Annotated in this window: 13 protein-coding genes and 1 pseudogene; 1 reads left to right on the top strand and 13 read right to left on the bottom strand. The window is 32.0% G+C overall.

The window, feature by feature from the left end; all coding sequences use genetic code 11:
• Positions 1-102 precede the first annotated feature (102 nt).
• Positions 103-1,353, top strand: a pseudogene (locus DFR66_RS01395) (IS4 family transposase).
• A gap of 314 nt (positions 1,354-1,667) precedes the next feature.
• Here DFR66_RS01395 and DFR66_RS01400 read toward each other — a convergent pair.
• The 13 genes from DFR66_RS01400 to DFR66_RS01460 all read right to left on the bottom strand — a co-directional run bounded on the left by DFR66_RS01400 (position 1,668) and on the right by DFR66_RS01460 (position 14,390).
• A complete protein-coding gene (locus DFR66_RS01400; protein ID WP_114753071.1) occupies positions 1,668-2,816 on the bottom strand; it encodes a DegT/DnrJ/EryC1/StrS family aminotransferase in 1,149 nt (382 codons plus the stop codon).
• Positions 2,809-3,426 (bottom strand): acetyltransferase, encoded by a 618-nt coding sequence (locus DFR66_RS01405; RefSeq protein ID WP_114753072.1) that lies wholly within the window; start codon positions 3,424-3,426, stop codon positions 2,809-2,811. The genes DFR66_RS01400 and DFR66_RS01405 overlap by 8 nt, the downstream gene beginning before the upstream one ends.
• Positions 3,419-4,018, bottom strand: coding sequence for a sugar transferase (locus DFR66_RS01410; RefSeq protein ID WP_114753073.1), 600 nt, complete (start codon positions 4,016-4,018; stop codon positions 3,419-3,421). The genes DFR66_RS01405 and DFR66_RS01410 overlap by 8 nt, the downstream gene beginning before the upstream one ends.
• Positions 4,019-4,436: 418 nt before the next feature.
• Entirely contained in the window at positions 4,437-4,982 is a 546-nt protein-coding gene (locus DFR66_RS01415) for a serine O-acetyltransferase (RefSeq protein ID WP_114753074.1), read from the bottom strand.
• Between the two features lie 19 nt (positions 4,983-5,001).
• Entirely contained in the window at positions 5,002-6,150 is a 1,149-nt protein-coding gene (locus DFR66_RS01420) for a glycosyltransferase family 4 protein (RefSeq protein ID WP_114753075.1), read from the bottom strand.
• Positions 6,151-6,156: 6 nt separating this feature from the next.
• The gene (locus DFR66_RS01425) at positions 6,157-7,026 is read right to left on the bottom strand and encodes a glycosyltransferase family 2 protein (protein ID WP_114753076.1); all 870 of its coding nucleotides are present in this window, start codon (positions 7,024-7,026) and stop codon (positions 6,157-6,159) included.
• Between the two features lie 3 nt (positions 7,027-7,029).
• A complete protein-coding gene (locus DFR66_RS01430) occupies positions 7,030-8,055 on the bottom strand; it encodes an EpsG family protein (protein ID WP_158634631.1) in 1,026 nt (341 codons plus the stop codon).
• A 44-nt stretch (positions 8,056-8,099) separates the two neighbouring features.
• Positions 8,100-9,251, bottom strand: a complete 1,152-nt coding sequence (locus DFR66_RS01435) for a CapA family protein (RefSeq protein ID WP_114753078.1) — start codon at positions 9,249-9,251, stop codon at positions 8,100-8,102.
• A 2-nt stretch (positions 9,252-9,253) separates the two neighbouring features.
• Positions 9,254-10,339 carry an acyltransferase family protein gene (locus tag DFR66_RS01440; RefSeq protein ID WP_114753079.1) on the bottom strand — a complete coding sequence of 362 codons (1,086 nt, stop codon included), beginning with the start codon at positions 10,337-10,339 and terminating at the stop codon, positions 9,254-9,256.
• Positions 10,332-11,489: a glycosyltransferase gene (locus DFR66_RS01445; RefSeq protein ID WP_114753080.1), complete on the bottom strand. Its 1,158-nt coding sequence runs from the start codon at positions 11,487-11,489 to the stop codon at positions 10,332-10,334. The genes DFR66_RS01440 and DFR66_RS01445 overlap by 8 nt, the downstream gene beginning before the upstream one ends.
• Entirely contained in the window at positions 11,486-12,424 is a 939-nt protein-coding gene (locus tag DFR66_RS01450) for an ATP-grasp fold amidoligase family protein (RefSeq protein ID WP_114753081.1), read from the bottom strand. The genes DFR66_RS01445 and DFR66_RS01450 overlap by 4 nt, the downstream gene beginning before the upstream one ends.
• Positions 12,421-13,413 (bottom strand): glycosyltransferase family 2 protein, encoded by a 993-nt coding sequence (locus DFR66_RS01455; RefSeq protein ID WP_114753082.1) that lies wholly within the window; start codon positions 13,411-13,413, stop codon positions 12,421-12,423. Before DFR66_RS01455 ends, DFR66_RS01450 begins: the two co-directional genes overlap by 4 nt.
• Positions 13,410-14,390 (bottom strand): glycosyltransferase family 4 protein, encoded by a 981-nt coding sequence (locus tag DFR66_RS01460; protein ID WP_114753083.1) that lies wholly within the window; start codon positions 14,388-14,390, stop codon positions 13,410-13,412. The genes DFR66_RS01455 and DFR66_RS01460 overlap by 4 nt, the downstream gene beginning before the upstream one ends.
• Between the last annotated feature and the right edge of the window lie 94 nt (positions 14,391-14,484).

Here is a 14,484-nt window from a genome sequence, read left to right on the forward strand (position 1 = left end):
TAGTAATTGATTCTTGTACAATTTATTTCATAAGTTTTCACTACCATCCGAAAGTCTAAAACAAAAAGTACCTTGGATTCCCTTGTTTTTGTTTTGCGAAAAATATTTTACGGTACTCTTCATGCGAAACAAAAATATTTAAAAAACCAATTGATTGACAAATTATTGACCTAGTTCCTCGATGATGCTTGAATCTTATAGCAAAAAGTACAATTCAGACAATGGTTCTAGTAAACACGAGACTTACGATTAATTTGTTGCTTTAACATACGGACAGCTAAATAAATGTTATATTTTAAACGATATTTTTCACTGGAACTGAGGTTAGTGAGACTTTTATTGGAGATTTAGGTTTAAACCAAAGTCCTGCAAGATCCACTATGAGTGACGGCAATAAAAAAAAGATTGAAAAGTTTTTGAATCGATGTATTATGGGGATTTAAAGCATTATGAAAGTGTTTTAAAAAGTGATTCAGAACATAATGTAATTGCCAAAATTAAAGGGCGAACTATAAAAATCATTGATAGTACCACAATTAGTCTGTGTTTAAGCATATTTGACTGGACAATCCTGTATAGCTATTGGGACTGACAGCCGAAAATAGTTTAAAGATACATACTTGCAGGGATAATAATTTGCAGATTCCAGACTTGATAAATATAACTCCAGCAAAAACACACGACCAATACGGTATTGGGCAGTTAATTTTTCCAAAAGGAATAATTGTCATAGAAGACAGGGCTTATTTTGATTTCACGTTGATGTTGCATCGGATTCAAGTAGAAAATATTTTTGTTACTCGAATATAGACGGATACATTGTATCAAACTGTGCAAGAATTGGACTTGCCGGAGAATGGAGATCAAGGTATTCTAAAAGACGAAATTATCGTTTTAACTAACAACAAAGCAGTTGAGACAGGTATAAACGAGCAGCAATTAAAATGAGTTTATGTATATAAAGAAGATGAAAACAAGGTTATTGAGATAATCACAAACAATGTAGAACGGTCAGCAAGGACCATTGCTGATTGATGCAAAAAAAAGATGGGATATAAAGTTATTTTTCAAAGCAATGAAACAAAGTCTGCAAATAAAACATTTTTAGGTACAAATGAAAATGCGTTTAAATCGCAAATTTAAATTGTTTTAATCAGTTATTTATTGCTTGAATTAATTAATAGTACAATAGCAAAAAAGAATAAATCGTTCTATACTTTGGTCGAAAAAATCAGAATTTATTTAGTTTATTATTTAAGTTTAGATTATGTCTGCAATGAAATTGGAAATGGAGCTAAAAAAATAAGGTCAGAACCTAAATTAGAATTCAGTTCTGACTTATTTTTAGCATAATTTTGTAATAACATCCTATTTATAGGCTCTGCAGAATGGTATTACAGGTTTTATTAAAACTTTCGGATAGCAATGTATCAAGACAAAAGTAAAGAATAATCATAAAAAAACTCAATCGTCTGCAAAAATGAAAACTCTGTAGAGATGCTTCGTACCTCCGGATGACAAATTACAAAGTCGAAAGTCTAATGTCGAAAGTCATTAGCCCTCAGTTAAAAAAAATTAACGAAAAAGTAATTCGATAAAAACACTCTTAATTAAGGTCGTCTAATACTAATGATTATCATATCCAATAATTAAATAACCCTATATCACTAAAAAAAAGGCTCTAATATAGTAATCAATACCGTACTTATACGTTCTCGATCTGCATCGGATAAATTAGATCCTGATGGCATACACAATCCGGTATCAAACAAGCTTTCAGAAACAGTACCTCCATAATACGGATACTTTTCAAAAATAGGTTGCAAATGCATCGGTTTCCACAACGGTCTTGATTCTATATTTTCAGCTTCTAAGGCCAATCTTAGTGTCTCGCGCGTTAACCCATTCGCTAAAAGAGGATCTACAACTATAGCACTCAACCAATAATTTGCAAAATAATCGTCATTTGGTACTGTAAAAACCGAAATTCCTTCATATGCCATAAAGAAATCAGCATAAAAATCATGCATCGCCCTGCGTTTGGCCACGTGATCATCCAGCACTTCCATTTGCCCTCTTCCAATTCCGGCGCAAATATTACTCATGCGGTAGTTGTACCCAATGGCGCTGTGCTGGTAATGCGGTGCCTCATCTCTGGATTGAGTCGCATAAAATACTGCTTTTTGCTTTAGGTCTGCGGTAGGAGTTACAATAGCACCACCGCCAGAAGTAGTGATGATTTTATTACCGTTAAAAGACAACACCCCAATATCTCCGAAAGTACCGCATTTTTGCCCTTTGTATGCACTCCCTAGTGCCTCAGCACTGTCCTCTAAAATTGGGATTTGGTAGGCATCGGCAACTGCACGTACCGCTTCAATTTGATACGGTACTCCATACAAGTGCACGGCAATAATTGCTTTAGGCTTTTTGCCTTTGGCAATCTCACTAATAATAGCTTGCTCTAGAGCAATAGGGCAAAGGTTCCAGGTTTGTGATTCACTATCTATAAAAACAGGAGTAGCTCCTTGATACAAAATAGGATTTGCAGATGCCGAAAATGTCATGCTTTGACACAACACTACATCTCCTGCTTTAACCCCTAATAAAACTAATCCTAAATGAATTGCCGCCGTACCCGAACTAAGTGCAGCAACAGCAGCATGTTGGCCCAAATAGGATTCCAAATCTTGTTCTAAACCGTTTACATTAGGCCCCAAAGGCGCAACCCAATTGGTATCAAAAGCTTCATTTACAAATTTTTGTTCGTTTCCGCCCATATGAGGAGAGGAAAGCCATATTTTTTTATTATTCATTATTTTTAAATTTAATTATTTTACCGGGATTACCCACTACTACAGCATAATCAGGTACGTCTGTGAGAATTACTGCTCCAGCACCAATGATGCTCCATTTGCCAATTTTAATTCCTTGAATTACAGTCGCACCTATCCCAATATGGCTCCCTTCCCCAACACTCACATTACCAGCTAAAGACGCATTAGGCGATATATGAACATAATTTGCTATTAAACAATCATGCTCCACAACCGCACCGGTATTAATGATACAATGTTTACCTATCTCAACTGCCGCATTAATTACAGCTCCAGCCATAACTACACTCCCTACATCAATTTTTGAATATTGAGAAACAATGGCCTTTGGATGAAGAGCACTGCAAAAAGCAGTACCAAGATATTCAGCAATTTTTTTCCTAATACTATTATCTCCAATAGCGATAAGCATTTTACCATCTGCATAGCTACTTCTTTCTTTAAAGGAAGCTACCGGAATCCCTAATAGAAAATCCGATTGTGGATAGTCATCAAAAATGGCTTGAATTTCCTGGTTATTAGACTGTAGAACATCAATAACTACCTTACAATGCCCGCTGGCCCCGTACAAATATACTTTACTATCCATGAAAAGGTTCTATTGTCGCTGCATCTGCAGCATTTATTCCTTCACTTTTAATTACTTTCTGAATTGTCTTGAATAGAATTTTTATATCCAATAAAAAGGAAATATGATCCACATACCAAACATCCAATTCAAATTTTTTTTCCCAACTAATAGCATTACGCCCGTTCACTTGTGCCCAACCTGTTATTCCTGGCTTTACCTCGTGCCTCCTATTTTGAAAATCAGAATACAAGTGAAGATACTGTACTAACAAAGGTCTTGGACCTATCAAACTCATATCTCCTTTAAGAACATTTAATAATTGTGGTATTTCATCTAACGACGTTTTACGTACAAAGGCCCCAATTTTTGTCAATCGTTCGGCATCTGAAAGGAGATTCCCTTGTGGATCCTTCTTGTCATTCATGGTTTTAAACTTTACAATCTTAAATATTTCGCCTTTCTTCCCCGGACGTAATTGAAAAAAGAAAGGCTTGCCTTGATTAGCAAAAAACAATCCTATGGTACAAAATACAAAGAGAGGACTTAGTAGTGTCAATCCTATTAAAGAAGATACAAAATCTATTATTCTCTTAAAAAAAACTGTATACATTTTTATTTATATAAATTTTATTATCATTAAAACCACTCTTTTCATTGATGCAGAATAAAAACTAATTACTTAAAAACCATACATTTTTTTAACTGTTTTGTAATCTTATCAATTTAGCACTGATCAGCAACATTTTTTAAATTTTGAATCCTTATGTCAACTCCTGCTTGCCATATATTGTTGTCATAATTATTTTATTTTGAATTAATTTTTTAAGTATATTTTGTCTTATTTATTGATTTTTCAGCAAGTACAATCCGTTAAGTGTGATTTGTTTTTGATGGTAATTTTCGTGAGTTTCGATTATCACTAAGTAAGTTCGGGGCAAAAACGACTGATGTTTGTTAAAAGTACATCCAACGAGTAACTATTAAAAAAAATTTAAAAAACTGCATCAACTAAAAATCTTAAAAAAACCTTATGTTACCGAAAACACAATATATTTTGCGCTAGCTTTATCTGATTTAATAATTTTTCCTGGGTTGCCAATAACTATACTGCCATCTGGCACATCAAAATTTACAAAAGCATTAGGCGCAATTAAAACATCATTACCAATATTGATCTTCCCTACAATTACCGCATTTGTCTGAACTACGACATTATTTCCTATTGTAGGCGACCCCCACATACGCCCCTCAGAATGTCCTATTGTTACACCATGAGAAATATTAAAATTTTCACCAATAATTGCAGCTGGATTAATAACTATATGACCAAAATGAACAATTCTAAATCCACGCCCGATATTTGTTTTTGAAGGAATCTGAATTCCTGTTTGCAACATACACTTTCTTAATAAAACCCCCCAAAATAATTTACTAATGCTATTTGAGGCTAACTTTGCTTTTCTATACAAGTAAATGTATCTAAAAGACGCCGTAAAGAAGACGTACCGTGCTAAAAGTGTTAGGCTTTTCTTGCCTTCATACCGATACAAATCATCATATATTACGTTTCTCATTTCATTTTAGATTTAATAATTAATCTTTTGACACACTAAGCTTTGAATAACTAGATAATGTAGCTTCCCACAATTTACTTTGATCATATTTATCAATAACATACTGTCTACAAACATTTTTCATTTGCGCAACTAAACTGGGATTGTGCAATACTAATTCCATTGCTTTTTGCAGTTCTTCTTTTGATTTTATAGGAACTAATATTCCATTATAACCACTTTTTATTATTTCATTACAACCAATAATATCAGCCGCTATAGAAGGAACATTCATAGCTGCAGCCTCCATTAGCGATACACCAAAACCTTCTCTATAACTTGGAAATACAAATACATCCATTATCTTAAGAAACGACCTTACATCCTGCTGAAAACCAGCAAAAATTATATTCTTATTGGTTCGTATTTCTAATTTTAAAGCATCGTCAATTGGGTCTAATTCGTCTTCATAATTCCCTACTAATAGTAACTTTGTGTGCGGCTGCTCTTTATTTATAGCGAGAAATGAATTGATTAATTCATTTATACCTTTATCTCGAACAATTCTACCTACAAAACCATAAACAAAATCGTTCTCACTTATATCAAACTGTTTTTTTACATCCTGAATTCCTGTATTAGTGGGCGAAAAAAAATCAGTATTGATCCCGTTGACACTACCATTTAAGATAATCTGGATTTTTTTTAAAGTAATGCCATCTTTAACTAACTCTGTTTGGACACCTTGACTTACTGCAAAAATATCAGTTGCAAAAAAACAGCTTAACGATTCAAAATTCATTAAAATTTTTCTCTTTAAACCAGTAGCACCTTGATATCTTAATCCATGTACGTAATAAATCCTAACAGGCACTTTAGCAAACCAGCCTGCAATCATAGAGAGTAGTCCCGCTTTCGGTGTACTACCATGAATCATTTGAGGTCTGTTTGTAATAAAAAGCTGAATTAAAAGAATTAGACTTTTTAAATCTTTCAAAAATGAAATCTCACGCTGAATTTCGATAGTATGGTGTTTCACTTTTTCTTCTGTTGCGATACTTTGTAAATAGTCCCCTGAACTAGACACTATCTCAACATCAAATTCTGATTTTAAAAAACGTATTTGACCTCTAAAAAAAATTAAAGAAAGTGGAATTGTTGTTAAAATAAACAATTTAGGCTTGGTCATATTTCTCTATTTTAAACCTTCAACATAGGTTTCTTTTATTGTTGTTATAACTTTCCAGTAATCGTCTAAGAACTTTTTTTCAATAACGCCATTACCTCTTCTCTTTAGTAACCAACCCATTAAACCCAAAGTATTTAAAATTTTAACCCCGAGCGTTTTTAAATGTATAGTAGCCAATAATTTAAAACGTCCGTTGGTTGCATATTTGCGTACCATTCTGCGTTCATTATCATACGCTCTAATGATTTTACTAATCGTAACATTATTTTCTTCCCTGTAAATATAGAGTGGATCTGCAATTGTTCTAGCATTTAAATCATTTGCACTAGCCGATCTTAACCAAAGATCCAGATCTTGCGCAACAGCTAAACTTTCGTCATACTTATTGCGGAGATACCAACTTTTCTTAGCGATAACAGCAGCATGAACAATACTTGCTTTTTTATTAATTAATGCTTCAAAGTTTATAGTTGTGTGTTCATTACCTCTAATGCCAACTAAGGATAAATCATTCATTACAGAAAAAACTCCTGTTGAAATTAAATCAATATTTTTATTATTTTCTAAAATATGCAACTGTTTTTCAATTCGCACTGGAGACATCAAATCATCTGCATCCATTCTGGCAATATATTCAAACTTAGCTAGGTGAGTAACTTCATTCAAACGAGCCGCTAATTTTTTATTCTTCCCATCAGCTATAACTCGTACTCTTGGATCTTTTATCGATTGAGCAATTTCTAACGAGCCATCTGTAGACCCATCATCAATAAGCAGTAGCTCCCAGTCTTGATAAGTTTGTGCAAAAACAGATCTAATCGCATCAGGCAAGTATTTCTTTGCATTATAAAAAGGGATAGCAATAGTTACTGACATATTCTAGTAAAATAAATTAAAATTAAATTGATAGGGCGTTAAGTTGGACATTTTAGATAAATAAACTGCAAAAAATAATAAATGTATCGTGTAGAATATAATTTTACCAAATGAGCTTTGAAAAAATTTAACATCTTTAAAAATTATAGGCCAAATTAAAAAATACCCTATCATAAAATAAAGAGACAATCTAATAAAATTTACATCGCGTCCCGTTGCGATTACAACAAAATAAATTAGCGAACTGAAAACACAAGTATTTAAATAAATATTATATCTATATTGATTAATTAATGTAATCTTCTTTCGCAAATAAACCAGATAAAAGGAAAGCACAATAAAAAACAATCCTAATGAAAAGCCTCCTTGTGCCCCTCTCGTTTCATAAACGGCATATCTCTCCTGCACATTATCCTCAAATAAACTCAAAAAAGTACTCAAATACAATAAAGCGATTAATGATACTAGGACAAACAACAGCATTTTTTTTACACTAAGTTTCCAGTGTAGAATGTAAAAAAAAGGAAGCATAATCAATGCTGTTTTATGAAATAAAGTTGCTATAAAAACCCATAACACATAGTGCCATAATTTTTTATTTACTAAATAAAAAAATGCAATCCCATAGACACAAGCGGCAAGCCCTTGTCTGGCGCCATTGAATAAAAACAAATAGGAAGCCAAGGTAATAAATAAAAAAACCGAAATTTTGAAATTTAAAGACAGTAACTGAAACGATTTTAAGGAAATAAAAACACCTACAATAGCGATTACCGTTAACAATGACCAATACTCCGATGATATCGCAAAAGCAATATTTTGTAAGAACATATAGCCACTTTCTATGGTACTATCACTATTTTTAAAAGCATGAGTGTTATATTTCAAACCATTAAAAATTCCAACATAATTATTAGTGTCAGTACCTACATTACTAGACCGTAAACCTTCAAATAAAACTAAAACTACCCCTGCAATAATTTGATAGAATGAAAATTTATTTGGTGCAGTTTTTAATCTTTCGCTCATAGTCAATAATATCATAACTAGGAACAGAACTATAAAATAAATGATCATTTTTGTTTCTTTAAATGATGGTTGAGAATAGTATGCAAAACCTCATTATGAGCCTCACATCGCACAATATTTTGACTAGTTCTAATGTATTTTTTAGGATAAAAAATCGAGACTAATTTATTTTTAGAAAATCTATTCAAATGGATAAATAGCCTGTTGAATCCTAATAAATAGGCAAAGTAAAAGGCTGTTTTATTCAGACAAAATGTACTCCAAGACTGCTCTAAAAACGTTTTATTGGTTAAATTTTGTGACTTAGTCGCAACTGTATCTAGTCGCTTTTGGGCTTCCATATCCTTGGTAAGTTCAATACCTGATTGAACTGCTTGTATGGAAACAAAGCTAATCTCTGGTGCAGCGTGTTCATTAACAAATAAGAGTCGAATTAATAATCCCTGATTCCATGAGTCATTATTTTCTCTATACCCAAATAAAGTATTACCCTGACCGTAAATAATTTTCTTTTGCTTATAATCCTCTATAGTTCCTATGCAATGACTGTGTTGACAGGTAACCAAATCAGCTCCTTTATCGATGAATTTTTGACATTTTTTTTGCAATAAAGGACTAGGGTATTCATAATACTCGATCCCACCATGATAAATAACAACTACATAATCTACTTTTTTCTTTAGCTCTTGTAGCACGTCAAAATCATCATAAGGGTCTAAATAGCTCGCACCATATTCCTCATTAGAAGCAACATTGAACTCCTGCTCTGCAAACGTCATGAAGCCAATTTTCCAACCATTTATATCTTTTATATATGGCTTTTTAGCATCTTGCAAATTAGATGCCGCTCCAAAAGCAGCGATACCTGCGGACTCGCAAGTTGCTAAGGTTGTTTTTACGCCAGCTTCTCCACAATCTTTGATGTGATTGTTTGCTAAACTTAAAAGATCAAACCCCGCTTTCTTGAAAACATCAATGTAACTTGTTTTACCATATAACACAGGGCCCGATTTACGTATCGGTTTTGCATCATCTGTAAGAACAAACTCTAAGTTTCCCATTACAAAATCAGCCTTTTGTAATACTGGTAGCACATCATTAAACAAGCTTTTTACATCAGCTTGATCAAATAAAACTTGAGTATCAGCAGTAGGGCATAAATCACCACAAATTATGATTTCTGTTTTTGTTTTCATATTTAAGAACTACTTTTAATACTAGAATATTTATCCTTCATCAATATAAATTTATTTTCAAAAAAAACATACGACACGTATGATAGTAGTATTGTAGTAAGAGTTATTAAGAAAAAAACAATAATATAATTATACCAAATATCCATTTTAAAAGCCCCTAAAAATTTAATAAAAAAAAATATTATTACTGGATGATATACATACATACCGTAGGAAATTTTTCCAATGAAGTTAAAAGGTTTTGTATCTAAATCAATAATAAAATTCTTCCTGTTTATCTGGGTTAAAATAACTCCAACCGTTACAATAGAAATGATTTCATGATCAATTAAGGCCGAGGAGATTTGAAATTTATCAACAATAGATAAAAAAATAATGCTCCAACAAAACACTGCAAAATAAACGCTCGTTAAATAATTAATTATTTTTGATTTTTTATAAAATAGAATTGCTGCAATGCAACCTATAATCATACAGTAAAATCTAGTAACAGTTATTGCGATTAAAGGTATTTTATAACCATAAAAAATATGCACCGCAAAAAATAAATATTTTAATAACAGTAAAAATAATAAGAGTATAATTGACGATTTAAGAATTTTGTCTTTGTTTATTTTAGCTATCCAAGGCCAAAATAAATAAAATTGTTCTTCAACTGCAATAGACCATAAATGACCAATAAAAGGTAGCGATTGTTGCAAAATAAGTGGAACGTTTGCCAATATAAAAACATAAAAAATCAAATAATTACTATCATAAGGTATCGAAAAAATATAATAGAGATTGATACAAATTATTAAATACAAAAAATAAAGCGGCCAAATTCTTAAAATCCTTCTAATGTAAAAATTCTTGACGTTAATAGAAGACTCTTCCGATTTATCTTTTTCTTTTAGCAATAAAAAAGTAATCAAAAAGCCACTTAATGTAAAAAACATTGTAACACCATAAGAAGCTAAATTAAGTGACGTATCAATGCTATGTAAACCAAAATGTTTTAAATCACCCATGGTATGAGAAAACAAAACAGCTACTGCTGCAAAAGCTCTAATACCATTTAACCCTCTAAAATGAACTACTTTATTCATTAATTATTTTTTTATACATTTTTTCAATGGTATTCGTATTTGTTCTACTATCAAATCCTTTAGCTATGATTGCATTTCCAACCACATCTAAATCAGTTCTTTTTAATTTTAAAGAAGTACATGCCTTGACCCATTTGTCCAAATCAAAAGTATCTTGAAAGTTCACCAGATTTAATCCCATATCTACTGAACGTGGGAAACCTTTGTACAAGACACTAGGCACACCGGCGGCTTGAGCTTCTACGGCTACTAAGCCAAAACCTTCTTTGAGAGCTGGACCTATAAAAACATCAAAGCTACTCATCACTACTGGCACATCATCTCGAACATCAAGATAAATAACACGCTCTTTAAGTCCATAGGAATCAGCTTTGTTATTAATTTCAAGCAGATAAGTTGGGTCATCCGCTCTTCCTGCAAAAACAAAAACAAAATCAATATTGGCTTTCTTAATTTCATTTAGTATCTCAATTATAAAGAGTACATTTTTATGTCGAACCACGCGCCCAATATTACCAAAAACAATGGTGTCTTTTTGTAAATTATAAGTTAAACGCAACGCGCCTACTTCATCTTTAGATACTTGTTGAAATTCTTTTACATCTACTGCATTATTTATCACAGCGGAATGCAAGGGAGTTAATAAGTGTTTATAAAACAAACTCAAATTAGCTTCCTGAGAACATCCCCAGTAGTAATCACCATACTTAGCAATAAGGATTTTTTGAAATTTTAATTCTAAAGTACTGACCAATCTGGACAAAAAACTACCTCTAAATTTTAAATCGGCATGAGCGTGTACAATAATATGTTGAACTCCTGCTTTTTTAGCTGCCATAGCTATAACACCTGACTTAGCATTAAGATGAATATGAACAATGTCTGGAGTGCCTAACTCGTCAATTATTTTTTTAAATTCAAAACAGTAGCGTTTTATTCCCAAATCCCATTGTACAGGAATGTATTTTATTTGTGCGCCTCTTGATTTGATTTCTTCATCAAAATCACCTGACGTAATTCCGCTTTTTTTCTTATGATTGACTAAAAAATCAAAATGCACATCCTTTGAAATATTGCGAAAAATATCCATTAACATCACCTCAGCACCACCGCGATTCATGGCTCCTGTTACATGCAAAACTTTTATCATGAGTACTGATTTTCTTGTGGTAATGATAAATACTCCCCTAAAATGCCATCGTATTCTGGAGGGGTAAAATCCGGCAATCCACTTTTAGGATAAAATGTCATTTCACCAAAAATAATTTGACCTTCCACTTCATAGAAATCTACACGAACAAATGGAAACTCGCTAGATAGGTCTTTAGCAATAGTAATCATTTCAACAAGTTTTGTTGGTGCATCAATAGGTATATCCGGTCTGGGTTCTAAGTCTTTTCCAAAAGGCAAGATGTTCCAATCTAAATCATAAAAATTTTGAGCATGATTATTAGTATCTCTGCCTTTATTAGCCTGAATAAATCTTACCTGTCCGTTAAAACAAAAGAACTTAAAATCCATTAAACTACCACTCACATCTTTTAAGAATTCCTCGACAACTAAACGAGGTTTCATATTTTTATACGGCCATTCTCTTCCTGGCCAAAAAATATTATTATTCAACCACACATTCATGATCTTTTTCCAAATCCACCAATTAATTTTTCTTTTGTCGGTACAAATTAAATTCCAACCACTACCATGTGATGCTTTGAGGACGAACTTTTCTGGCAAAGTAGCTGCGTTAAAATCAGCTGCTTTGTCATAAACTGCATGAACATTATTTAGTAACTGTTCGTATCCTTTTCGCTTTAAATATTCTCTTACTTCAACTTTATCTGCACAAATAGTCATTAAAGGATTATGGTAGTTTAACTTTAACCATTGCATTTTTTCGCTAAATGTAGTTGGCTGCACTAAATTTGGCAACTTCCCAGAGTAATTCAGGTACAATTTCTCGATTGCTTCTTTATCTGAGAAGTGAGCTAAATTGTCTAACCCTTTTTTTTGTTGGTTTTTTGACCACAAATAATAAAGAAAGGCATTATTATTCTTAGTATTTACTAGAAATTCTCTTAAGCTCATGATTTAATTTTTCTAAAAATTGCTCTACTTATATACCACATTTGCATTTGTAATTTTGCCTTTAAGCTTCCATTCATAGCTGCAAAAAAATATTTAGTTTGCTGTCTTAATCCATTTTTTTCATTTAAGTACAAAAAGTGTTCAGGCTTCATTCTGTCTTTAATCAAAACTAAAGCTTCTGCTTTGTATTCCTTTTTTATATTATCGTACATTCCTGCAAGAAAATTAATTTGTTGATCAAGAAACGTACTGCGATACAAATCATATAGTTGATTGTCTTTAAGGTATTTTTGTACAATATCCATTACAAATGCTAAATGAAAAAGTTTTTTATCTTTTTTGGCTGTGGTTGCATCAGGCTGTTGTCTGTAATACGCTAATCGCTCTGGTAAAATTGAGATTTGATCGAGTTTTGTAACTAAATGCCAATGAACCGGTATATCCTGACGTGTTAACCCTACAGGAAAGTGAATTCCCATTTCCTTAATTTTTTGCGTACGCAATAACTTAACCCATGTAAAGGAAGGGCGTTTCAACAAGGCTATTTTATCCTTTACATTAAAACCAATTAAATCAGACGGCTGTTCTTTTAACTTTTGAATTTGATGATTTTCATAAAAACTGACATAATCCCAAAGTACCATATCGCTCGAATCCTTTTCTGCTACTGCTATAGCTTTCTCAAATAAGGTAATATCATAAATGTCATCTCCGTCTAAAAACATCACATAAGTTCCTGTTGCCAGTGCCAAAGATTCGTTTCGAGCCACAGCCAAACCTTGATTTACTTTTTTAGCAATTACTTTTACCCTTCTGTCTTTATTTGCGAATTCTTGTAAAATAGACACGGTATTGTCATGTGAACCATCATCAATACATATAATTTCAAAATCTTGAAAAGATTGATTAAGAATACTCTCAATGCTCTCTGATATAAACTTATCAACATTATATGTTGCTATTGTCACAGTTAATAACACTTCTTTCATTTTTTAATATTTAAAACAGAAGTAAATAATATTTTCCACCTGTCTATCATTTCTTGTTTATTAAATTCTTTTTGAAAATCGGTTCTTATTCTACTGGACATTTCCTCTAACAAGGATCTATTATTATATAATATTTCAATTTTCTCTACCATCTTGTCAAGATCTTTTTCGACAATAAAGCCATTAATTCCATCTTGAATTACTTGACTAGGCCACCCGATATTTGTAGATACTGAGGGAACCCCCATTAATGCAGCTTCTCCAAACATAGCTGGACCAGCGTCAGCATCAGATGCAATCAATACAAGATCTACATCCTCATAAAAACTTGGCAATGTTTCAATAGGCCCTGAAAATCTTGATTTTAATTCAATATCAGGGTATTTCACTTTTAATATTTCAACTGCTTTTACAACGTGTGAATAATATCCTTTAAAATCTCTTTTCGGATTTCCAGTCCAGCCAATAATAAAGTTAGGTTTTTTATTAAAAGTCTTTCTTTTAAAAAGCTGGTCATCAATTATACAATTTGCATAAAAAACTTCAGGAAAAAGATTGGAATAAAACTCTTTAATTTGAGTAGACCCGCACACAAGGGCATCTGTATTGAAGCAAAATTCATTTATAAAAGCAATTGGTTCTCCTACGAAATTTGAATTAGAAGGAGGAAATCCATCTGTATAGATACCTTTAATCTTATATTTTGACACCCAATTTACTTTCATTTGTTTCTCAAAATAAAAAGCTAAATCAAAAACTAGATCATAAGTATTATCTTTTCTTATTCTTGAATATTTTTTTCTGTCTAAAATAGATTTTATCCTTTTCAAGGGATTTATAGACTTTACTTTTGTATTGTAAATCAAGAAATCACAATAGATATCAAAATCATCCGATACATTTTTTTTTATAAATTGTTGTATTTCAAAATAGGCCCATCCAGGAAAATCAGCAATAATAAGAATAGAAGGTTTCATTTTTAATTATATTTAACATTTAGTTCAAAAAACATCACTACGATTTCTAAAGTATTTTGCACAAAATTGTTGTTGTTTTTAGAATTATCTTGGG

Source organism: Flavobacterium glaciei (assembly GCF_003350545.1).
GTDB lineage: Bacteria > Bacteroidota > Bacteroidia > Flavobacteriales > Flavobacteriaceae > Flavobacterium > Flavobacterium glaciei.